Here is a 24,296-nt window from a genome sequence, read left to right as displayed (position 1 = left end):
CTCCCACAGTTGACTGCATTCCCTCAGTAAGAATGCGATTAACTGTGGGAGCGAGCCTGCTCGCGAATGAAGCTCACTCGGTGTGTCAGTTGCGCTCGCGGAGAAACGCCAGCAGCGCCTCAGTGACAAACCCGGGATTCTCCAGATTTGAGATATGCCCCGCCTCCGGTACCAGCACGCACGGGCAACCAATCAATTCAGCCATTTCCCGGGCTTCCGAGGGTGGTCGCGGTTTGTCCTGATCGCCGCACAGCACCAGTGTCGTCGACGGGTTCAGCTCGCCCAGCCGTGGCAACAGGTCGTCGCGACCAAACGTGATGCGTCCCATCGGGACGATGCTTTCGCGCAAACGCTCGGGCGAGTAGCTCTGCAGTTTTGCGCGGAAGCCCTGATACAGCGCCGACTGCGGGTCGATGCCCGGGCGGAAGAAGATCGGTACGACGATATCGAGCAGTTGTTCGGAGATGGTACCGGTGTCTTCGATCTGCTTGAACAACGAGAAGTAATATTGCCGGGTCGGTTCCGGCTCGACGCCGACGTAGGTGTCCATCAGCACCAGACCGTTGAGACGTTGCGGTGCGGACAGTGCCAAACGCACGCCCCACATGCCACCGACGGATAGTCCGACGAGGGTGACGCGATCAATGTCCAGATGATCGAGCAAGGCCTGCGTCTGACGGGCAATGTCGTCCAGCGAGGTTGTGCCTTCGGGTAACTTGCCGGACTCGCCATGCCCCCACAGATCCACGGCAATGACGCGATAGTGTTGGGTCAGCGCGGCGATCTGCGGCGCCCACATCGCCTGGTCCCAAAGGTAACTGCCGGCCAGCAACACGGCGGGGCCGGTGCCTTGATCAATGTAGTGCAGTGCTTGTCCGTCAACCGTGAAAAAGGGCATCGACCACCTCCGCGAGAAAAAACAGAACCGGCAGACTGAGCTGCCGGTTGTTGATCGTCAAGGATGGAAATGTACGGCAATGTACAGACGCCATTTGCGAGCAGGCTCGCTCCCACAGGGGTTTTGTAAACACCACAGATCCTGTGTGGGAGCGAGCCTGCTCGCGAAGAGGCCGGCCCAAGCGCTGAAGAACTACAACCCCTCCAGCTCCGCCATCAGATCATTCAACCGATCAACCTTCTCCTCCGTAATATCACTGGCCGCCAGCCCATCGATGTATTTGGCCAGTTCCTCCACCGTGCTGCATTCGAACATTGCGCGCAGCGGCACGTTGCGTTGCAGGGCTTTTTGTACCCGCGATGCAATTTGCGTAGCCAGCAGCGAATGCCCGCCCAGTTCGAAGAAATTGTCGCGCACCCCGACCTTTTCCACTTTCAGCACCTCAGCCCAGATATCAGCCAGGGTCTGCTCCAGCTCACTGCGCGGCGCCAGATAATCCGCACTCTGCAACTGACCGATCTCCAACGCCGGCAAGGCTTTGCGGTCGAGTTTGCCGTTGGCATTGAGCGGCATCTGCTCCAGCCATAGCCAGTGCAGCGGCACCATGTATTCGGGGAGTTCGGCGCGCAGGCGTTGCTTGATCCGCTCCAGGCGTTCGCCCGGATTGAGCGCAGCGTCGGCCGCGACCAGATAACCGACCAGATGCTTGCCGTTGACGCCCTCCTGCACACCAACCGCCGCGTCACGCACTTCCGGTTGTTCATGCAGGCGCGCTTCGATTTCACCGAGTTCGATGCGGTAACCGCGAATCTTCACCTGATGATCGACCCGGCCGACGTATTCCAGCACACCGTCCGTGCGGCGCCGTGCCAGGTCACCGGTGCGGTACAAGCGCTCGCCCGGCGCGCCGAACGGATTCGGCACAAACACCGGCGCGGTGCGCAGCGGATCGCTGACATAACCGCGACCGACGCCGGTCCCGGCGACACACAACTCACCCACCGCGCCCAACGGCACCAGTTCCAGCGCGCCATCGAGCAGGTACAGCAAGTTATTGTCGGTCGGCGTGCCGATCGGCAAATAGCTGCCGCGCGTCGACGCCATGTCGACGCGGAAGAACGCCACGTCATCCGAGCATTCCGCCGGGCCGTAAGCATTGACCAGACCAATGTCCGGGTAACGCAGCAGCCATTGATGGGCCAGTTCCGGCGGCATCGCTTCACCGGTCGGCAACATCCAGCGCAAACCATCAAGGCTCATGTGATCAGCGGCGAGCATGCCCTGAATCAGCGATGGCACACTTTCCAGCACGGTGATGCCCTGCGCCTGTACATGCGCCAGCAGACCTTGCGGATCGTGGGCAATCGCATTCGGCACGATGTCGACCCGTGCGCCGAACAACGGCGCGGCAAGGAACTGCCAGACGGAAATGTCGAAGCTTTGCGAGGCGGTCTGCGCGATCACATCGGCCTCGCTCAAGTCGAGGTAAGGGCGTTTGCTCAACTGGTTGTTGAGCATGCCGCGCTGCTCGACCATCACGCCTTTTGGCAGCCCGGTCGAACCCGAGGTGTAGATCACATAGGCAAGATTGTCCGGGCCACTGTGGATGCCGAGATTGTGCGTCGCTGCCACCGATGCCTGGACCTCTTCCCATATCAGCAGGCGCGGACGATTCGAACAGCCAAACTCTTCGAGCAAGGTCTGCGCCTGCTCAAGGCAGGCGGCGCTGCACACCAGCAACGGCGTGCGGCTCAGCTCAATGATGCGGCTCAGACGCTGGCTCGGCAGGCCCGGATCCAGCGGCAGATAACCAGCGCCGGCCTTGAAGCTGCCGATGATCATGCCGAGCAGGTCGAGATTACGCTCGGCCAACAGCGCCACCGGTTGGTCCATGCGCACACCGGCAGCGACCAGGGCATGGCCGAGGCGGTTGGCGTTGTGGTTCAGCTCGGTGTAGCTAAGTTGCTCGTCAAGGCAACTGGCGGCAACGCGCTGCGGATGCGCCGCGACCTGCGCTTCGAACAACGCCACGTAGCTTTGCTCCAGCGGATAGTCGTGGCCGCTCTGGTTGCAACCGTGCAGGAGGAAATCGCGTTCTTCGTCGCCTAGCAGCGGCAAATCGGCCATGTCGCCATGGAAGCCGTCGACCAGCGCCAGCAGCAGGCGCTTGAACTCACTGAGCATGCGCTCGACCGTCGCCTCGTCGAAGTAACGCTGGTCATAGGACAGGTGCAAGCCAAGGTCATCGCCCGGGTAGCACACCGCGGTCAGCGGGAAGTTGGTATGGGTGCGACCGGAATCCGAGGTCGCATTCAGGCTCTGTGCACGATCAAGCACCGAGACTTCCACCGGGGCGTTTTCGAAGACAAAGAGGCTGTCGAACAGCGGCTGGCCTTTGGGCAATTCGCTCTGCTCCTGGATATTCACCAGCGGCAGGTATTCGTACTCGCGCAGTTGCATGTTGCTGTCGAGCAACGCGCTGAGCCATTGACGCACACTGCTGCGCTGATCGTCCGCCGGCATCTTCACGCGCAGGGCAATGCTGTTGATGAACAGGCCGACGGTGCGCTGCATTTCCGGCATCTCCACCGGACGCCCGGCCACGGTGACGCCGAAGAGCACGTCGCGATCGCCGCTCAGACGCCGCAAAACCAGAGCCCACGCAGCCTGGGCGAAAGTGTTGACGGTCAGTTGATGTGCCTGCGCCAGTTCCCGCAGCCGTGCGCCGTCCTCGACATTGAGGCGGGTGTAACGGTCGCCGACGATCATGCCGCCGCTTTCACCGGCGTGTTCGCGCAGGAACGGCCGGTCGCTCGGGATCGGCGTGGTGCGCTCGAAGCCTTGCAGATTCTGCCGCCACCACTGCCGCGCCTCGGCCAGGTTCTGGCGTTGCAGCCAGCCGATGTAATCGCGATAACGCGGCGGCACGCTCAACTGCGCTTCGCGACCTTCACCGAGGGCGGTATAGATCTCGAAGAAGTCATTCATCAGCAGCGAACGGCACCAGGCGTCGATGAGGATGTGGTGGTTGCTCATCATGAACCAGTAACGCGCCGCGCCGACCTTGATCAGGCGCAGGTGAAACGGCGCCTGATTGAGCAGATCGAACCCGGCTTCGCGCTCGCTTTTCAGCAGCGCTTGCAGCTGTGGTTCCTGCTCGGTTTCGGCGACGGCGCTCCAGTCCAGATACTCGATCGGCGTGCGCCCCGGCGTGTGAATCACTTGCAGCATGTCTTCGCCAACGTTCCAGCAGAACGAAGCGCGCAATGCTTCATGACGAGCGACCACCGCTTGCCAGGCCTGGGCGAAACGCTCGGGGTCGAGCTCGCTGTTGATGCGATATCGATCCTGCATGTAGTACAGACCGGTGCCCGGCTCGAGCAAAGTGTGCAGCAACATGCCTTCCTGCATTGGCGTCAGCGGGTAGACATCTTCGATGTGCGCGGCCGGCACCGGCAGCGCATCGAGTTGCGCCTGAGTCAGTTTCGCCAGCGGGAAGTCCGATGGCGTCAGGCCGCCGGCTTCGTCTTGCAGACAATGGGCGATCAGGCTTTGCAACTCAACGAGGTAGGCGGCGGCCAGATCGTTAATGGTTTGCGCCTCGTAACGCTCGGCACTGAAAGTCCAGCGCAGCAGCAGTTCACCACCGTAAACCTGACTGTCGACACTCAGCTCGTTGGGCAACGGCGCCTGCGGATCGTGGGCGGCACCGATTGGCTCATCGAGAGGACGGAACAGCGCATCGCTGCCGAAGCTCTGGTCGAACTGGCCGAGGTAGTTGAAGGTGACCTGCGCCTGCGGCAGCGCGGCCATGTTCTGGCGGCAGCCGTCATCAGCCAGATAACGCAACACGCCATAACCGAGACCTTTGTGCGGAACGGCGCGCAATTGTTCTTTGATCGCCTTGATCGAAGCGCCCTGCCCGGCGGCCTCTTCGACATTGTGCGGAGTCAGGCGCAGCGGATAAGCGCTGGTGAACCAACCGACGGTGCGGGTCAGATCAATCTCGTCGAACAGGGTTTCGCGACCGTGTCCTTCCAGTTGAATCAGTGCCGAGGGCTGGCCGCTCCAGCGGCACAGCACACGGGCCAGCGCGGTCAGCAGCAGGTCGTTGACCTGAGTGCGATAAGCGCTCGGTGCCTGTTGCAGCAGCTGTCGGGTGCGCTCGGCATCGAGGCGTACGCTGACGGTTTGCGCATGGCGATTCTGCCTGCCGCCCTGCGGGTTTTCGCAAGGCAGATCGGCGCTTGGCCCGGCCAGTTGCGCCTGCCACCAGCTCAATTCCTCACGCAGGGATTCGCTGCCGGCGTAAGCCTGCAAACGCGCGGCCCAGTCCTTGAAGGCGCTGGTTTTCGCCGGCAGTTTCAGCGGCTGCGCAGCGTCGAGTTGGCGATAGGCGGTTTGCAGATCATCCAGCAGCACGCGCCAGGAAACGCCGTCGACCACCAAGTGGTGGATGGCGATGAACAGGCGTTGCTGATCATTCGCTACATCGACCAGCACTGCGCGCAGTAACGGGCCGTTTTGCAGATTCAGGCTGTGTTGCGCGTCGGCGAACAGGGCTTCGCACCGGTCCAGCGAATCGACGTTGAATTGCCAGAGCAGATCATCACTCGACAGCACTTGATGAGTCGCTTGCCATGCATCATCGGTTTCAGTGAAACGCAGACGCAGCGCATCGTGCTGCTCGATCACGGCCAGCAAAGCTTGCTGCAATCGTTGCGGCTCGAGGCGCGCAGTCGGTTCCAGCAACAGCGCCTGATTCCAGTGCTGGCGCTGGGGAATGACCGTATCAAAGAACCAGTGCTGAATCGGCGTCAGGCGCGACTCGCCGACCACCAGGCCCTGCTCGGCCGTCACTTGCTGGGTGCGGCTGGCCACGGCGGCGAGCGTTTGCACGGTCTGATGCTGGAACAGGTCGCGCGGGCTGAAATGAATGCCCTGCTGACGCGCGCGGCTGACCACTTGAATCGACAGAATCGAGTCGCCGCCGAGTTCGAAGAAGTTGTCGTTGAGGCCGACCTGCCTGACGTTAAGCACATCGCACCAGATCTGCGCCAGGGTCTGCTCCAGCTCATTGCTTGGCGCGACATAGTCCTGACGATTGAGCTGCGGATCCGGCGCCGGCAAGGCGCGGCGGTCGAGTTTGCCGTTGGCGGTCAGCGGCATGCTTGCCAGCAGCATCAGCTGGGTCGGCACCATGTAGTCCGGCAGTTGCGCCTTGAGGTGCGACCTGAGCGCTTCGCGCAGTTCAGCCTGTTGCGCTTCGCCGTGTCCGGCGACATCGGTAACGAGGTAACCCACCAACTGCTTGCCACTCGGCGCATCCAGCGCCAGCACCACCGCTTCGCGGATCGAAGGGTGATCGAGCAGGCGCGTTTCGATTTCGCCCAGCTCGATGCGGAAACCGCGGATTTTCACTTGATGGTCTATCCGGCCCAGATACTCGACCAGACCATCAGCACGCTGGCGCACCAGGTCGCCGGTGCGATACATGCGCCCGCCATCAGCGGCAAACGGGTCAGCGACAAAACGCTCGGCGCTGGTGCCCGGGCGGTCGTGATAGGCCTGAGCCAGACCGGCGCCGCCGACAAACAATTCACCGGTCGCGCCTTGCGGCACCAAGGCCAGATCGGCGTCGAGAATGTAGGCGACTCGCGCCCCGATCACGCTGCCGATCGGCACACTGCCGGCGCCCTCTTCCAGCACCTGCGGCGCCAGACTGGCCAGTGGCATGACCACGGTTTCAGTCGGGCCGTAGGCGTTGAAGAACAGCGCTGGCTGGAACGCCGCGCGGATGCGCTGCAGATGCTCGCCAGTCAGCGCTTCACCGCCGGTGATGATCATGCGCACCGGCAGGACGTCATTCTGCGTGGCAAGGAACTGCGCCAACTGGCTGCCGTAGCTCGGCGTGAAGCCGAGGACGTTGATCCGATGCCTGCGAATCAAGCCGCAGATTTCTTCCGCGTCCCACTGCCCTTGCGCCCGCAACACCACCTGCGCACCGCTGAGCAGCGGCACCAGCAAACGTTCGGTGGCGGCGTCGAAGTTGATCGAATAGAAATGCAGTTCACAGTCGTCCGGGCGCATGCCGAAGCGTTCGATCACGGCCTGACAGTGCATGGCAATTTCGCCGTGGGAGACCACCACGCCTTTCGGTTTGCCGGTCGAGCCCGAGGTGTAAATCAGGTAGGCCTGATGCTGCGGCAGGCTGATAAACGGCAGCTCGCTGGCCGGGTAGTCGGCCAATCCCGGGCTGTCATCTTCCAGACACCAGCGCGCCACGTCTGACGGCAAGTCACCCAGGGCCTGAAACATCGCCCGATCGCTGAGCAGCAAACCGATGCGGCTGTCTTCGATCATGTAATGCAGACGATCCAGCGGGTACTCCGGATCCAGCGGCACATAGGCGCCGCCAGCCTTGAGAATCGCCAGCAGGCCGATGACCATTTCCAGCGAACGCTCCAGCGCCAGACCGACCCGCACCTGCGTGCCGACCCCACGCTCACGCAGCGCCCAGGCCAGACGATTGGCACGGGCATCGAGTTCGGCGTAGCTCAGGGTCTGTCCGGCGAAGGTCAGCGCCGGCGCGTCTTTGCGCGCCAGCGCCTGTTCGGCAAACAGATGATGAATGCACTGATCAAGACGATGTTCGCCCGGCTCGACGCCAAGGCTGTCGAGCAGGTGCTGTTGCTCGGTGTTGTCGAGCAGCGGCAGTTCACTGAGACGTTGCTGCGGATCAGCGATCAACGCTTCAAGCAGGTTGCGCCAATGCCTGGCCATGCGTTCGATGGTCGGTTCGTCGAACAGGTCGGTGCTGTAAGTCAGGCAGCAGCCGAGGCGATGGTCGAGATCGGTGACTTCCAGATTGAGGTCGAACTTGGTCGCCCGAGCATCGTTGGCCAGATACTCGACGGTCATCCCAGCGAGCGTGCGGCTCTGCTGGAATTCCCAGCGCTGCACGTTGCACATCACCTGGAACAGCGGGTTGTAAGCCGCGCTGCGTGGCGGCTGCAAGGCTTCGACCAAATGATCGAACGGCAGATCCTGATGGGACTGGCCTTCGATCACGGTGTGGCGCACCTGCTCGAACAGTTCGCCGACCGACATCTGCCCATCGAGCTGGCAACGCAGCACCTGGGTGTTGAGAAACGCACCGATCAGCCCTTCGCTTTCCGGGCGGATGCGGTTGGCCACCGGCGCGCCGATGCGCAGGTCGGTCTGGCCGCTGTAGCGGTAGAGCAATGTGGCGAGCGCGGCGGTCATGGTCATGAACAGGGTCAGGCCGTTTTGCGCATTGAACGCCCGCACCCGCGCAGCGAGATCGTCGCTCAGATCGAAACGGAACAGCTCGCCCTGATGGCTCTGCACCGGTGGACGCGGGCGGTCGCCGGGAAGTTCGAGGAGCGGATGTTCGCGACCGAGTTGCGCAGTCCAGTAATCGAGCTGGCGCTGGCGCTCGCCGGACTCCAGCCAGTTGCGCTGCCAGACGCTGTAGTCAAGGTATTGCACCGGCAGCGGCGCGAGCGGTGATTCGCGCTCATCGACGAACGCTTCATACAGCGCACTGAGTTCACGGGCGAAGATGTCCATCGCCCAGCCTTCGGTGACGATGTGGTGCAGGGTCAGGACGAAGTAATGCTCGTGCTCGGCAGTCTTGACCAGGCAGGCTCGCAGCAGCGGGCCGGTTTCCAGATCGAACGGCTGGTGCGCTTCTGCATCGGCCAGTTGCTGGACTTGTAGCTCCCGGACTTCTGCCGGCAGGCTGGAGAAATCCTTCCAGCCCATGCGCACGCCTGTCTCGGCATGCACCTGTTGGCGGGCGACGCCGTCAACGCTGGGGAAGGTAGTGCGCAGGGTTTCATGGCGCAGGATCAGCGCCTGCAACGCCGCCTCGAAATGCTCGACATGCAGCACGCCGCGCAAGCGCGCCATGCCGCCGACGTTGTAAGCCGGGCTGTCCGGTTCCATCTGCCAGAGGAACCACATGCGCTGCTGCGAATAGGACAGCGGCACCGCTTGGCTGCGGTCGATTTTTGCAATCGGCAACTGTTGATTGGTGCGGCCGCTGGCCTGGATCAGGCGAATCTGTTCGGCGTAATCGCCCAGTTCGCTGTGCTCGAACAAGGTGCGCAGCGGCAGTTCGACGTCACAGGCCTGACGTGTGCGCGAAATGATTTGCGTGGCCAGCAGCGAATGACCGCCGAGAGCAAAGAAATCATCACGCAGGCCAACCTGCTTCAGACCCAGCACTTCGCGCCAGATCGCGGCGATTTGCTGCTCCAGTTCGCTGACCGGTTCGATGTGTTCACGCACTTGCCATTGCGGCTCGGGCAAGGCGCGGCGATCGAGTTTGCCGCTGGGGCTCAGCGGCATCGAATCAAGGCGCAGCAATTGTGCGGGCACCATGTATTCCGGCAGCTCGGCAGCGAGGGCAGCTTCCAGCCGAATAATTTGCTCATCGGCATTTTCATGCGCATCGCTCGCCGTGAAGTAGCCGATCAGTTGCGCGCCGGCAGCGGTTTCCCGCACCAGGACCACGGCTTGGGCGACGCCATTTTGCGCCAGCAGTCGCGCCTGGATTTCTTCCGGTTCGACGCGAAAGCCGCGCAGTTTGACCTGCTGATCGAGGCGACCGAGGTATTCGATCACGCCATCCGAGGACCAGCGCGCACGGTCGCCGGTGCGGTACAAACGGGCACCCTGCTCGCCCAGTGGGTCGACGACGAAGCGTTCAGCGGTCAACGCCGGACGGCCGAGATAACCACGCGCCAGACCGATGCCGCTGATGCACAGCTCACCCGCCACACCCGCCGGCACCGGATTGAGATCGGCATCGAGAATGCGGCAGACCACATTGCCCAGCGGCCGGCCAATCGGCGAGCGCTCACCATCGGCAGTTGTGCAGTGCCAATGGGTGACATTGATCGCGGTTTCAGTCGGGCCATAACGGTTGTGCAATTGCACCGCCGGCAATTGCGCCAGTACCCGGTTGCGCAGCTCGGCGGGCAAGGCTTCACCGCCGGAAAACACCCGGCGCAGGCTGGTGCATTCGGCACTCAGCGGCTCGTCGATGAACAGCGCCAGCAGCGGCGGGACGAAGTGCAGCGTGGTCACGCCGTATTGCTGGACCAGTTGCGCGATGCGATGCGGGTCGCGGTGCTCGCCGGGGGCGGCAAGCAGCAGACGCGCGCCGGTGATCAGCGGCCAGAAGCATTCCCACACCGAGACGTCGAAACTGATCGGCGCTTTTTGCATCAGCACGTCGGTTTCGTCGAGACGGTAAGTGTCCTGCATCCATTGCAGGCGCTCGGCCAGCGCGGCGTGGGTGTTGCCGACGCCTTTCGGTTGCCCGGTGGAACCCGAGGTGTAAATCACGTAGGCGAGGTTGTCGCCGTGCAGTCGTAGGCCCGGTGCCTGGCTCGGCCATTTATCCAGGTGCAAGGCATCCATGGCGATCACGCTGACGCCATCGCTGGCCGGCAGACGCTCGAGCAATTGCGTCTGGGTCAGGAGCAGTTCGACGCCGCTGTCGCGGAGCATGTACGCGAGACGCTCGGCCGGATAATCCGGATCAAGCGGCACATAGGCGCCGCCGGCCTTGATGATCGCCAGCAGACCGATCAGCAGTTGCGGCGAACGCTCGGCAGCAATGGCCACGCACACGTCCGGGCCAACGCCTTTGTCGCGCAGGTAATGGGCGAGCCGGTTGGCTTGCGCGTGCAGCTCGGCAAAATCCAGACTACCGCCGTCCCACAGCAGCGCGGTGCGTTGCGGGGTGTTGCGCAATTGTTGCTCGAGCAGTTCCGGCAGCCAGTGTTGCGCCGGGGTGCACGGAGCGACGCTCCAGTCCTTCTGCTGATTCTGCTCACTGGCGGTCAGCAAGCGCAGATCGCCGATGGCCTGCTGCGGCCGTTCGCAGACCTCGCTGAGCAGATTATGGAAATGCTCAGCCAGGCGCTCGATGGTCGCAGCATCGAACAGTTCGCTGGCGTAGTCGAACGCCAAGCTCAGACGCCCGTTGCGATCCTCTTCGCTGTGCAATTGCAGATCGAACTTGGCCTCGCGACTGTGCCACGGCAGCTCTTCGGCGAGCAGACCGGGCAGGCGCTTGAGCGCACTGAGGTCGCGCTGCTGATGGTTGAACATGACCTGGAACAAGCCCTGTTCGCGGGCCTGCGGGAACGCTTCGAGCAGTTGTTCGAAGGGCAGATCCTGATGGGCCTGGGCGCCGAGTGCGGCCTGGCGCGTCTGGTTCAGCAACTCGGCAAATGTCAGGCGCGAATCGATTTGCGCACGCAACACCTGGGTATTGATGAAGAAGCCGATCAGGCTTTGGGTTTCCAGGCGCGGACGGTTGGCGTTGGGCACGCCGATGCGAATGTCGCGCTGACCGCTGTAGCGGTGCAGCAAACTTTGCAAGGCAGCGAGCAGAAGCATGAACGGCGTGGCCTGGTGGGCCTGCGCAGTCTGGCGGATCGCCTCGCTGAGTTTGCTACTCAAGCGCACGCTGTGGCGCGCGGCGCTGTGGTTGTGTCTGGCCGAGCGCGGGTGTGCGGTGGCCAGTTCCAGTGGCGGATGTTCTTCGCCCAACTGCGCTTTCCAGTACGCCAGTTGCCGCTCGCCCTCGCCTTGCGCCAGCCATTGCCGCTGCCAGTTGCCGTAATCGGCGTATTGCGTGGGCAGCGCTGCCAGCGTCGCCGTTGCACCTTGTGTAGCGGCGGCATAGAGACGCGAGAATTCGTCGAGCAGGATATTCAGCGACCAGCCGTCAGCGATGATGTGATGCAGGGTCACCAGCAGTTGATGTTCTTCGTCATCGAGACGCACCAGTGTCACCGCCAGCAACGGGCCTTTTTCCAGATCGAACCGAGTGCGCGCCTCGTCTTCGCGAATCTGCTCGGCACGGGCTTCACGCTCGGCCATTGGCAGGTCGCTGATGTCGATCAGTTGCAGGTTGAATGCGGCAGCGGCAAGCACTTGCTGCAATGCCACGCCGTCACGTTCGAAGAAACGTGTGCGCAAGGATTCGTGGCGTTCGATCAGTTGCTGGAAGCTGTTGCGCAAGGCGTCTTCGTCGAGTTCACCACGCAGGCGCAGGCCGCCGGGAATGTTGTAGGCGCTGCTCTGTGGATCGAGTTGCCAAGTGATCCACAGACGGTTTTGTGCCAGCGACTGCGGCATCGGCTCACTGCGCGACAACATGCTGATCGCATCTTGGGCGCTGCCGCCTGTCTGTTGTTGCTGCGCCACAGCGGCGGCGAAGGCAGACAGGGTTGGCGCTTCGAACAGCAGGCGCAGGCTCAGCTCGACACCGAGTGCTTCGCGAACCCGCGCGACCACTTGCGTGGCAGCGATCGAGTTGCCGCCGAGCAGGAAGAAATGGTCGTCGCCACTGACCTGCTTGAAGTTGAGTTGCTCGGCCCAGACTTGCCCGATCAACGCTTCAAGGTCCGAAGTGCTGCTGGTCGCGGTTTCCGTCACGGCTGTGATCGAAGGGAACAGCGCGTAACTGTCGAGGCTGCCATCAGCCAGACGATTGCGGCACGCCGAGCGCTGCAGTTTGCCGCTGGAGGTTTTCGGCAACGCGCCCGGATTGAGCAGCACCACCACGCTTGGCGCCTCCTGATACGCCTCGGCCACGGCTTGGCGAATGGCTTTGATCAGCGCATCTGGCGCGAGGATTTTTTGCACGCTGCGGCTGATTTCCGCAGCGATGCCGATGCCCTCTTCGCCGTTGTGAGTGACCGCGAACGCCGCCACACGGCCCTTGCGCACCACTTCGACTTCGCGCTCGACGGTCTGCTCGATGTCCTGCGGGTAGAGGTTATGGCCACGGACGATGAGCATGTCTTTCAGGCGCCCGGTGACGAACAATTCGCCCGCACGGATAAAACCCAGGTCGCCGGTGCGCAACCAGGTGCGGCCGGCGTGCTGAACAAAAGTCTTGGCGCTGGCTTCGGGGTTGCGCCAATAACCGTGGGTGATGCTCGGGCCGGCGGCCCAGACTTCGCCGACGGCGTTGTCGGCGAGTTGTTCGAGGGTATTCGGTTCGACGATCAGCACCGCGTGCTCAGGCTGGCTGATGCCGCAGCTCATGATCGCGCTGCCGTCGCCCGGCTCGGCGCGGTTTTGCGCCAGCGCCTGATCGTCCACGCGCAGCGCCGGGATGCCGATGCCACGCGGCGTGCCGGCGACAAACAGGGTGGCCTCGGCCAGACCGTACGAGGCCATGAAACTGTTGTCGCTGAAACCGCAAGCAGCGAATTTTTCCGCGAAGCGCTCGAGGGTGTCGAGACGAATCGGCTCGGAACCGGAATAGGCCACGCGCCAACGGCTCAGATCGAGGCGTTCCAGAGCCGACTCGCTGACCCGCTCACTGCACAAACGGTAGGCGAAATCCGGGCCGCCGCTGATGGTGCCGCCGTATTCGGCAATCGCTTCCAGCCAGCGCAACGGCCGGCCGAGGAAGTACGCCGGCGACATCAGAATGCACGGTACGCCGCTGAAAATCGGTTGCAGCAGACCACCGATCAAACCCATGTCGTGATACAGCGGCAACCAGCTGACGATGACGTCGTCCGGGTTGACGTCGATGCCGAAACCGTGACGGATCAGCAATTCGTTGGCGACCAGATTGCCATGGCTGACCTGCACGCCCTTGGGCAACGCGGTGGAGCCGGAGGTGTATTGCAAAAAGGCGATATGTTCGGGCGGCAGGCTCGGTTCAATCCAGCTTTCGGCCAGTGCGCTGTCGAGGGTGTCGACACACAACAGCGGCGGCGCGCCGTCGATTTGTTGCAAGGCATCGCGCAGGTCGGCGCTGGTCAGCAACAGCGTGGGCTCGGCGTCGGCGATGATCGACAGCAAACGCTCCTGATGATGACGACGCGCGGATTCCGGCGGATAGGCCGGCACCGCAATCACACCGGCATACAGGCAGCCGAAAAACGCCGCGACGTAATCCGCGCCACTGGGAAACAGCAGCACCGCACGCTCACCGAATCCAGCCTGAGCCTGCAACGCAGCGGCGATGGTGCGCGCGCGTTGATCCAGTTCGCGATAGCTGAGCACCACAGCCTGCTCCGGGTTTTCGGCGAGAAAACGCAAGGCCAGTCGGTCCGGCGTCAGGGCCGCGCGACGCTTGAGGGCATGGACCAGGGTGCTGGGGAGTTCGAACGCGTCGGTCATGAGGTTTCCTGCCTGAATTCGGCTTGCAAGTGGAATCGGGTGGCTGCGTCACACCTGTCGAGAGGCGTGCGGGGCGCGGTCTGTGCCGACCACGCTGGGCATCGGAATGCGCTGAGGCCGGGGATCTGCACCCGGGCCATTCACCAATGAGAACGGATGGAGTGGGGAAATAATTAGTCGGCAGGCGCGACGTCCAGCGGGGCTGGGGTGCGGCGGCGTGTCGCAGTTGGCAAAACACATCGCCTTACAGCAATACCTCTCTTTCTCATTTGACAATCATTATCATTCAACATAATTTGTCGCTCGATGTGTAGGACGGCGCCGTCCCCCGAGGCCCTCCCACTAACCTATTGGCAGCAAGGTGATTTCCATGACGGAACAAGTATCCACAAGCAGGTGCGATTCACCGCTACTTCAGGCATTCGTCGACAATCGACTGATTCTGGTCAAGATTGCAGCCCGCATTACCGGTTGCAGGTCTCGTGCCGAAGATGTGGTTCAGGATGCGTTTTTCCGACTGCAATCGGCGCCGCCGATCACGTCGTCGATCAAGGCTCAGCTGAGCTACCTGTTCCAGATCGTGCGCAACCTCGCCATCGATCACTACCGCAAGCAGGCGCTCGAACAGAAATACTCAGGCCCGGAAGAGGAAGGCTTGAACGTGGTGATTCAGGGCGCTTCGCCGGAAACTTCGCACATTAACTTCTCGACCCTCGAACACATCGCCGATGCGCTGACCGAGCTGCCCAGCCGCACCCGCTATGCCTTCGAGATGTATCGCTTGCACGGCGTGCCGCAGAAAGACATCGCCAAGGAACTGGGCGTATCGCCCACCCTGGTCAACTTCATGATTCGTGATGCGCTGGTGCACTGCCGCAAGGTCTCGGGCAGTCGGCGGGATGCGGTGATTGCGGGTCGTCGTTAGGATCCGGATTCTGCGTCAAGCCATTCGCGAGCAGGCTCGCTCCCACAGGATTTGATGAATGACACAAATCCAGTGTGGGAGCGAGCCTGCTCGCGAAAGCGGCCTCAGACTCAATGCAATACCGAGGCCGAACGCATCAGGCCAGGCTGCACCGATCAAAAAACCGCTCCCGCCCCAGCATCATCAGCGCCGCGCGCTTGTGCGGAAAATCGAATTCCTTCTCGCAGTGAAAGCACTGGTTGTGCATATGGCCGATCATCTTCGCGTTGTCGGCACGCGGCTCGGCGACCACGCGCTGGGTCCGTGGATCATCGAGAAACAGGTAATGCACCAGCGCCGATAACCAGCTCGCCACTTTGTGCGGGCCGCGATGACGTTCCTCGCCGACCAGCATGTGAATGCCACGGTCGTAATCGCCGGCATCGTAGAACGGCGCGATGCGATCTTCCTTGGCCCAGTAGGCTTCGAAGTAAGCGAACGGCTGATCATCAAAACAGCCGATCAGCGTCAGCGTGTGCGGATCGGCATCGAGCTTGTTGAGGTATTCGCGATGCTGCTCAAGGCTGCCCTCCTCCTGCCAGAAACTCGCCACGCGCGGGCTGTTCTGCCAGCGATTGAAGCGCGACAGATCTTCCTCGATCTCCAGCGTTCGCAAGGAAATCCATGCGCCGAGCCGCGCATCGAAACGCCGATAGACTTCACCGCGCGGCTTCACCGGTCGCAGCGGATGGCGCTTGCCGTGGCTGATGACCATTTGCTGCGGATAGCTGCCGGTCAGTGAAGTGCCCAGCCACGGCTGCGGCAGTTGCCAGAACAGCGTGCGCTCGCAGCGATACTCACCGGCGACTTCGGTATTGATCAGCAGACCACTGCGCAAGGCTTCGGTCGGCGGCTGATCGAGTTGCCAGGTCAATTGCTGGCACGCCGGGTCACGGGCGAACAACCAATAACAGGCGGCCCACAAGGCTTGCCCGGGCGGCAGGGCAAAACGCTCATCAAGCTGGATCGGGCCATTGGCCTCGCGGTCCAGGCGCAGCCGAATCAGCGGTTGCCCGTCCAGGCTCAGGCTCAGCCGGCTCTCGGTAGCATCAGCGATCAATTGACTGCCCGAGGGCAACGCCAGAGCAGTCAGGTCATTCAGATTGGACATGGGTCGGGCTCACGTAATCGTCGACAGTTCAACGAAGTGACGTGAGCCGGGAGGGGAAATTTAAGCGCGAGAGGCAATTAGCGCTTCAGTGATGAGGCGCCGGCATCACGGCAATCCTGTAGGGCTCGAAAATCCTCAGCAATTCGCCGTTGTCGCGCAAACGCTGCAACAGGTTGCCGAAGGCTTCGCCGGTGATCGGAGCGTTTGGCCGCAGAATCGCGTAATGGTGATAGATCTGATCGGTACGCTGCGACGCCAGCAGTTCATCGCGGACCTTCTCGTTGCGCAGCAGGTAATCGAACAGATAGGAACGGGTGACCAAGGCAATGTCGGCGCGTCCGCGCAGGACCATCAGCAGGTTGCTGTCGTGAGAATAGGTCAGCGTGGCGTTGTAGTTGTGCGCGAGGTATTTCGGGTCGGCGTTGAAGTTGGCAAATTCGTAGTGATAACCGCTGAACAGCGCCAGACGTTTGCCTGACAGGCTCGAGAAGTAGTTTTGCTGGCGGCCGTCTTCGCGTTGTGCAACGAAGATTTCGGCGTCTTCCAGGCCCATGTCGACATCGTCGTGGGGAATGTCCTTCCAGCCCCACTCGGGATTTTCGAAGATCGCCATATCGATGCGACCCTGCTTGAAATCACCGAAACGGCGCGGGATCGAGGTCGGCACCAGGACGAACTGATAGTCGCTCTGCGAGCGGTTCAGCGCCTCGATCAATTGCGGCAACAGGCCGGTGTCGGCGCCGTTTTCCGGGCGGATCGTATAGGGCGGGAAATGCGCGGCGCCGACCCGGACCAATTGCGCTGACTGAGCGGGCAATACCCATAACGCAGCCAGCGCGGCGAGCATCAGCCCGGCGGCTGTCCGAATTGGCGAAAACTTCAAAACACCCCACTCCCCGAAAAAAATAGCGATCAATGCATTCAAGCTAGGCGGTTTCGCCGACTTAGCCAGTTTGTCGGCCGGTCCGACAACCGTTCAACGCGCTTCGAGGACCAGAATCAGCGCTTCATCGGCGAGCTGATCGAGGCTCAAACTGCCGCCGGCACGGAACCAGGTGGTGGTCCAGGACAGTGCGCCGGTAAGGAAACGTCGGGTAATAAAAACGTCGCCGCGAATATAGCCGGCGTCCTTGGCCTCGCCCAGAACCTGCAGCCAGATGTCTTCATAAACGTCACGTAAAGCAAGGACTTTAGCCTGGCCGTCTTCGGACAATGAGCGCCATTCGTACACCAGCACCGCCATCGCCTCGCCACTGCCGCCCATGATCGACTGCAATTCGCAGCGAATCAGCGCCAGCACTTTTTCGCGCACGTCGCTGGCTTCGGCCAGGGCTGCGCGCATCAGCGCGGTGTTGTAGCGGATGGTTTCCTCCATCACCGCGCGGAGAATTTCATCCTTGCTTTTGAAGTGATGAAAAATGCTTCCCGACTGAATGCCCACAGCGCTGGCCAGATCACGCACCGTGGTGCGCTCGTAGCCTTTGTTGCGAAACAGGTGAGCCGCCACTTGCAGCAATTTGCCGCGGGCGCTGTCCGGGTCGGTCAACTGGCCTTGGTCGACCAGTTCGCGCATGACCCGCAGGGCTTTTTGCTCGTCCACCGGTTCTCTCCTACAGTCGATCGGTGTGTTGCCCCCTGTAACCGCAGGGTTGCGCGCAATTTAAGCCCCGCGCGGGCACCAAGCAAGCGCTTGGGCAGAAGAATGTTTCGCCTGTTTACAAACCAAGCGCTTGCTTGGTAGCCTCCAGACACTTCTGTCGCAGGTCCCTGAGTCGGAGATAAAAATGCCAACCACCGTGCGTATCGGCTGCGCCAGCGCCTTTTGGGGCGACACTTCCACCGCCGCCGCCCAATTGGTGACGAGCGGCAACCTCGATTATCTGGTGTTCGATTATCTGGCCGAAATCACCATGTCGCTCATGGCTGGTGCGCGCCTGAAAGACCCACAGGCCGGGTTCGCCAGCGATGTCATCGAAGTGCTGGCGCCGCTGCTGACGCAACTGGCCGAACAGAACATCCGCGTGATCAGCAATGCCGGTGGGGTCAATCCGCAGGCTTGCGCGGCGGCCCTGCAAGCGGCCTGCGACCAAGCCGGGGTCCAGCTGAAGATCGCCGTGTTGCTCGGCGACGACTTGCAAGGACAACTCAAAAACCCTGCCGACATCAGCGAAATGTTCAGCGGCGCTCCATTGCCGCGCATGTGCGTGTCGACCAACGCCTACCTCGGCGCGCCGGGAATTGTCGAAGCGCTGCGCCTGGGTGCCGACATTGTCATCACCGGCCGGGTGGTCGACAGCGCCGTGGTCAGCGCGGCGCTGGTCCACGAATTCGGCTGGTCGTGGCATGACTACGACAAACTCGCCCAGGCCGCGCTGGCCGGGCACATCATCGAATGCGGCGCGCAGTGCACCGGCGGTAATTTCACCGACTGGCGCGAGGTACCGGATTACGAGCACATCGGTTTTCCGATCGTCGAGGTCAGCGCCGATGGCCAGTTCCTCGTCAGCAAACCCGAAGGCTCAGGCGGACTGGTCACACCATTGACGGTCGGCGAGCAGATGCTCTACGAAATCGGCGATCCGCAGGCCTATCTGTTACCCGACGTGATCTGCGATTTCAGCCAGGTCAAACTCCAGCAACAGGGCAAAAACGTCGTGCACGTGCACGGTGCCAAAGGCCTGCCGCCCAACGACAAATACAAGGTCAGCGCCACGTACCCGGACGGTTTCCGCTGCACCGCCAGTTGCCTGATGGCCGGCATCGACGCAGTAGACAAGGCGCGGCGGGTCAGTCAGGCAATCATCGACAAGACCGCCGAGATGTTCAGCCTGCGCGGCTGGGCGCCGTACAGCGAAACCCATGTCGAACTGCTCGGCAGCGAAGCCACCTACGGCCCCCACGGCCAGCGCCGCGACAGCCGTGAAGTGGTGATCAAAATCGCCGTGCGCCATCCTGACAAACGCGCGCTGGTGCTGTTTTCCAAAGAGATCGCCCAGGCCGCGACCGGTATGGCGCCCGGTCTGACCGGCATCGTCGGCGGTCGTCCGACCGTATACCCCCTCATCCGTCTGTTCTCTTTCCTCATCGATAAAAGCGCCTGCACCCTGCAAGTCGACATCGCTGGTGAGCGCCATCCGTGCGTCCTGCCCGACCCGGTGGCTCTGGACAGTGCAAATTTGCCGATCGCCCATCAGCCACCCCGACCCCAGGGCCGCGCCGATGCCAGTGTGCCGTTGGTGAAACTGGCGGTGGCGCGCTCCGGCGACAAGGGCAACCACAGCAATATCGGCGTGATGCCGCGCCATCCCGATTACCTGCCGTGGATCGCCGAAGCGCTGACCACCTCGGTGGTGGTCGACTGGATGCGCCACGTCCTCGATCCGCTTCTCGGGCGTGTCGAACGCTGGTGTCTGCCCGGCACCCACAGCCTTAATTTTCTTTTGGAAAACGCCCTTGGCGGTGGCGGTGTCGCCAGTCTGCGCATCGACCCGCAAGGCAAAGCCTTCGCCCAGCAATTATTGGAAATCCAGATTCCGGTGCCGCAGAGCATCGCCGAACAGCTCGACTAGAGGATGGTGTGCATGGCTTACGCGTCGATTTTCCGCGCCGATCTGTTCAGCGGCCAGAACCTGATTGTCACCGGCGGCGGCAGCGGCATCGGTCGCTGCACCGCCCATGAACTGGCGGCCCTCGGCGCCAATGTGCTGCTGGTCGGGCGCAAGCCGGAAAAACTCGAAAAAGTCGCCGCCGAAATCACCGAGGACGGAGGCCGCGCGCACTGGAAGGCCTGCGATATCCGCGATGAAGAAGCGGTCAAGCAACTGGTCAAAGAGCTGATCGCCGAACACGGGCCGATCCACGGCCTGGTCAACAACGCCGGCGGCCAATACCCGTCGCCCTTGGCCTCGATCAATCAGAAGGGCTTTGAAACCGTGCTGCGGACCAATCTGGTCGGCGGCTTTCTGATGGCCCGCGAAGTGTTCAACCAGTCGATGAGCAAACACGGCGGCAGCATCGTCAACATGCTTGCCGATATGTGGGGCGGCATGCCCGGCATGGGCCACTCGGGCGCCGCGCGTTCAGGCATGGACAACTTCACCAAGACTGCTGCGTTCGAGTGGGGTTACGCCGGGGTCCGGGTCAACGCGGTGGCGCCGGGCTGGATCGCCTCCAGCGGCATGGACACTTACGAGGGCGCATTCAAAGCAGTGATTCCGACCCTGCGCGAGCATGTGCCGCTCAAGCGTATCGGCACCGAATCGGAAGTCAGTGCAGCGATCGTGTTTCTGCTCAGCCCGGCGGCGGCATTCATCAGCGGCACCACAGTGAAAATCGACGGCGCCGCCAGCCTCGGCAGTCGCGCCTGGCCGCTGCACAAGGCGAGCCACAGCGAATCGTTCAACGGTTTTCACCGCGCGTATTTACCAGAAGTGTTGCGTCCCGACGTGCTCAAGGACAAGGAATAAGCCATGGCGCAGATTCAGTCGCAACTCGATCCGCACAGCGAAGCGTTCGCGCGCAACCGCGCGGCCATGCTCGCCGCCATCGAGCAGGTGCAGCAGCTCGAACAGAACCTGCTGAACAAGGCCGCCGAAGCCAAAGACAAATTCAGCAAACGCGGGCAACTGTTGCCCCGCGAGCGCCTGAACCTGCTGCTCGACCCTGGCGCGCCGTTCCTCGAACTGGCCAGCCTCGCCGGCTACAAGTTACACGACGACAAGGACGGCAGTTCGGCCGGTGGCGGGCTGATTGCCGGCATCGGTTATGTCTGCGGCATCCGCGCGATGGTGGTCGCCAACAACAGCGCAATCAAGGGCGGCACGATCTCGCCGAGCGGCCTGAAAAAATCCCTGCGCCTGCAACAGATCGCGCGGGAAAACAAACTGCCGATGATCACCCTCGCCGAAAGCGGCGGCGCCAATCTCAACTACGCGGCGGAGATTTTTGTCGAAGGCGCGCGCAGTTTCGCCAATCAGGCGCGCATGTCAGCCATGGGTTTGCCGCAGATCACCGTGGTACACGGCTCGGCCACGGCGGGCGGCGCCTATCAACCGGGGTTGTCGGATTACGTGGTGGTGGTGCGCGGCAAGGCCAAGCTGTTTCTCGCCGGCCCGCCATTGCTCAAAGCGGCGACCGGCGAAGTGGCCACCGATGAAGAACTCGGTGGCGCCGAGATGCACGCGCAGGTCGCCGGCACTGCCGAATATCTCGCCGAAAACGACGCTGACGGCATACGCCAGGTCCGCGACATCATGCGCATGTTGCCCTGGAACGAGCAGCTGCCGTGGCTGCCGCAGCCGCAATTCAAAGAACCGCTCTACCCCATCGACGAACTGCTCGGGCTGATCCCGGACGATGCAAAAAAGCCCTACGACGTGCGCGAAATCATCGCGCGGATTGCTGACGAGTCGGACTTTCTCGAATTCAAAGGCGAGTTCGATCAGCAAACCCTTTGCGGCCAGTTGAAAATCCAGGGCCGCGCCTGCGGCTTCATTGGCAACAACGGACCGATCACCCCGCAAGGTGCGAGCAAGGCGGCGCAGTTCATCCAGTTGTGCGACCAGAGCCAGACGCCGCTGCTGTTTTTCCACAACACCACGGGTTTCATGGTCGGCACCGAATCGGAACAGCAAGGCGTGATCAAGCACGGCTCGAAACTGATCCAGGCGGTGGCCAACGCACGGGTGCCTAAACTGACCATCGTCGTCGGCGGTTCCTACGGCGCCGGCAACTACGCCATGTGCGGGCGCGGGCTCGATCCGCGCTTCATCTTCGCCTGGCCCAACAGCCGAACGGCAGTGATGGGTGGCGCTCAGGCCGGCAAGGTTCTGCGCATCGTCACTGAGGCCAAACAGCTCAAGGACGGCATCGAGCCTGATCCGAAAATGCTCGACATGCTCGAACAGATGACCGCGCAGAAACTCGACAGCCAATCCACCGCACTGTACGGCAGCGCCAATCTGTGGGACGACGGCCTGATCGACCCGCGCGACACCCGCACCCTGCTCGGTTACTTGCTGGATATCTGCCACGAAGCCGACATGCGCACGCTGCAACCCAACAGCTTCGGCGTCAGCCGCTTCTGACCGCCACGGATCCTACGGAGAACAACAACAATGATCTTCACCCCGGAACACGAAGCCCTGCGCCGCACCGTCCGCCAGTTCGTCACGCACGAGATCAACCCGCACGTCGAAGAGTGGGAAAAGGCCGGACGCTTCCCCATCCACGAGATTTTCCGCAAGGCCGGCGAACTGGGTCTGCTGGGCATTTCCAAGCCGGAAAAATTCGGTGGCATGGGCCTCGACTACAGCTATTCGATCGTCGCCGCCGAAGAGTTCGGCACCATTCATTGCGGCGGGATTCCGATGTCGATCGGCGTGCAGACCGACATGTGCACACCCGCCCTCGCCCGCTTCGGCTCCGATGAATTGCGCGAAGAATTCCTGCGCCCGGCCATCACGGGCGAACAGGTCGGCTGCATCGGCGTCTCTGAAGTCGGCGCCGGTTCCGATGTCGCCGGGCTGAAAACCACTGCGCGCAAGGACGGCGACGACTATGTGATCAACGGCAGCAAAATGTGGATCACCAACTCGCCGAGCGCCGATTTCATCTGCCTGCTGGCCAACACTTCGGACGACAAGCCGCACATCAACAAGTCGCTGATCATGGTGCCGATGAACACCCCGGGGATCAGCCTCAGTTCGCACCTGGACAAGCTCGGCATGCGCAGCTCGGAAACCGCGCAGGTGTTCTTCGACAACGTGCGCGTGCCGCAGCGCAACCGCATCGGCCACGAAGGCGCCGGGTTCATGATGCAGATGCTGCAGTTCCAGGAGGAACGCCTGTTCGGCGCGGCGAACATGATCAAGGGCCTGGAATATTGCATCGACAGCACCATCGAGTACTGCAAGGAGCGCAAGACCTTCGGCAACGCGCTGATCGACAACCAGGTGATCCACTTCCGCCTCGCCGAATTGCAGACCGAAATCGAATGCCTGCGCGCGCTGGTCTATCAGGCCACCGAGCAGTACATCAAAGGTCAGGACGTCACGCGCCTGGCGTCGATGGCCAAGCTCAAGGCCGGACGCCTCGGCCGTGAAGTCAGCGACAGCTGCCTGCAATATTGGGGCGGTATGGGCTTCATGTGGGACAACCCGGTGGCCCGTGCTTATCGCGATGTGCGTCTGGTATCGATTGGCGGCGGCGCCGACGAAATCATGCTTGGGATCATCTGCAAACTGATGGGCATTCTGCCGGGGAAAAAGAAATGAGCCGCCTGCCCGATTGCCAGACGCTGTTGCTGGAACTGCATGGCGGCGTGCTGCACATCACCCTCAACCGCCCGGACAGCCGCAACGCGATGAGCCTGCAAATGGTCGCCGAACTGCGCGCGGTGCTGGCGGCGGTGCACGATGACCGCACAGTGCGGGCCTTGGTGCTCAGCGGTGCCGGCGGGCATTTTTGTGCCGGCGGCGACATCAAGGACATGGCCAGCGCACGGTCGCAGGGCGCAGACGCTTACCGCGAGTTGAACCGGGTGTTCGGTGCGTTGCTGGAGGAGGCCCAGCACACGCCGCAGGTGCTGATCACCGTGCTGCAAGGCGCCGTGCTCGGCGGCGGCTTCGGCCTGGCTTGCGTCAGCGATGTTGCGATTAGTGATCACCAGGCGCAGTTCGGCTTGCCGGAAACCAGCCTCGGCCTGATCCCGGCGCAAATCGCACCGTTTGTGGTGCAACGGATCGGCTTGACCGAAACCCGCCGGCTCGCGCTGACGGCGGCGCGTTTCGATGGCGCTGAGGCACAGCGTCTGGGCTTGGTGCATTTCGTTGAACAGGATGCGCAAGCGTTGGCCGAGCGACTGGATGAGATCCTGCAACAGGTGCTGGGCTGCGCACCGGAAGCGAATGCGATGACGAAAAAGTTGTTATTGGCCAGCGCCGGGCAGCCTTCGAGTGAATTGCTCAATGAGGCGGCGCAGTGGTTCAGCGCGGCGGTGACTGGAGACGAAGGGATCGAAGGCACCTTGGCCTTTATGCAAAAGCGTAAACCGCGGTGGGCTATCTGAAAGCTTCGCGAGCAAGCTCGCTCCCACATTGGATCTGGATCACTTACAAATCTCTGTGGGAGCG

General features: G+C 62.2%; 11 protein-coding genes. 6 read left to right on the top strand and 5 right to left on the bottom strand.

Going from position 1 to position 24,296, the window contains the following annotated elements:
* Positions 1-85: 85 nt before the first annotated feature.
* Together QMX86_RS20160 and QMX86_RS20155 are read right to left on the bottom strand one after the other, a co-directional pair.
* Positions 86-898 carry an alpha/beta fold hydrolase gene (locus QMX86_RS20160; protein WP_282386113.1) on the bottom strand — a complete coding sequence of 271 codons (813 nt, stop codon included), beginning with the start codon at positions 896-898 and terminating at the stop codon, positions 86-88.
* A 192-nt stretch (positions 899-1,090) separates the two neighbouring features.
* Positions 1,091-14,089, bottom strand: coding sequence for a non-ribosomal peptide synthetase (locus QMX86_RS20155; protein WP_282386115.1), 12,999 nt, complete (start codon positions 14,087-14,089; stop codon positions 1,091-1,093).
* Between the two features lie 370 nt (positions 14,090-14,459).
* Here QMX86_RS20155 and QMX86_RS20150 point away from each other — a divergent pair, with 370 nt between their 5' ends.
* Positions 14,460-15,014 carry an RNA polymerase factor sigma-70 gene (locus tag QMX86_RS20150; protein ID WP_008088195.1) on the top strand — a complete coding sequence of 185 codons (555 nt, stop codon included), beginning with the start codon at positions 14,460-14,462 and terminating at the stop codon, positions 15,012-15,014.
* Positions 15,015-15,150: 136 nt separating this feature from the next.
* On the opposite strand, the gene QMX86_RS20145 is transcribed toward QMX86_RS20150, so the two are convergent.
* The 3 genes from QMX86_RS20145 to QMX86_RS20135 form a co-directional block, all read right to left on the bottom strand.
* Positions 15,151-16,164, bottom strand: a complete 1,014-nt coding sequence (locus QMX86_RS20145; protein ID WP_130929290.1) for a GNAT family N-acetyltransferase — start codon at positions 16,162-16,164, stop codon at positions 15,151-15,153.
* 85 nt (positions 16,165-16,249) lie between these two features.
* On the bottom strand, positions 16,250-17,047 hold the full coding sequence (locus QMX86_RS20140; RefSeq protein ID WP_282387040.1) for a transporter substrate-binding domain-containing protein: 798 nt from the start codon (positions 17,045-17,047) through the stop codon (positions 16,250-16,252).
* 93 nt (positions 17,048-17,140) lie between these two features.
* Positions 17,141-17,764: a TetR/AcrR family transcriptional regulator gene (locus tag QMX86_RS20135; RefSeq protein WP_071173094.1), complete on the bottom strand. Its 624-nt coding sequence runs from the start codon at positions 17,762-17,764 to the stop codon at positions 17,141-17,143.
* Between the two features lie 184 nt (positions 17,765-17,948).
* Here QMX86_RS20135 and QMX86_RS20130 point away from each other — a divergent pair, with 184 nt between their 5' ends.
* From QMX86_RS20130 to QMX86_RS20110, 5 genes are read left to right on the top strand one after another with little or no spacing between them, the layout of a single operon-like run.
* Positions 17,949-19,733 carry an acyclic terpene utilization AtuA family protein gene (locus tag QMX86_RS20130; protein ID WP_282387039.1) on the top strand — a complete coding sequence of 595 codons (1,785 nt, stop codon included), beginning with the start codon at positions 17,949-17,951 and terminating at the stop codon, positions 19,731-19,733.
* A gap of 12 nt (positions 19,734-19,745) precedes the next feature.
* Positions 19,746-20,630, top strand: a complete 885-nt coding sequence (locus QMX86_RS20125; RefSeq protein ID WP_073472477.1) for an SDR family oxidoreductase — start codon at positions 19,746-19,748, stop codon at positions 20,628-20,630.
* Positions 20,631-20,633: 3 nt separating this feature from the next.
* Positions 20,634-22,250, top strand: a complete 1,617-nt coding sequence (gene atuC, locus QMX86_RS20120) for a geranyl-CoA carboxylase subunit beta (protein ID WP_110601482.1) — start codon at positions 20,634-20,636, stop codon at positions 22,248-22,250.
* Between the two features lie 30 nt (positions 22,251-22,280).
* On the top strand, positions 22,281-23,438 hold the full coding sequence (gene atuD / locus QMX86_RS20115; protein WP_056788533.1) for a citronellyl-CoA dehydrogenase: 1,158 nt from the start codon (positions 22,281-22,283) through the stop codon (positions 23,436-23,438).
* On the top strand, positions 23,435-24,232 hold the full coding sequence (locus QMX86_RS20110) for an enoyl-CoA hydratase-related protein (protein ID WP_282387038.1): 798 nt from the start codon (positions 23,435-23,437) through the stop codon (positions 24,230-24,232). The genes atuD and QMX86_RS20110 overlap by 4 nt, the downstream gene beginning before the upstream one ends.
* Positions 24,233-24,296 lie beyond the last annotated feature (64 nt).

The organism is Pseudomonas sp. PS01270 (assembly GCF_029959775.1).
Classification (GTDB): domain Bacteria; phylum Pseudomonadota; class Gammaproteobacteria; order Pseudomonadales; family Pseudomonadaceae; genus Aquipseudomonas; species Aquipseudomonas atacamensis.
Note: the sequence above shows the minus strand (reverse complement) of the source record. Positions and strands in the feature narration are given on the sequence as shown.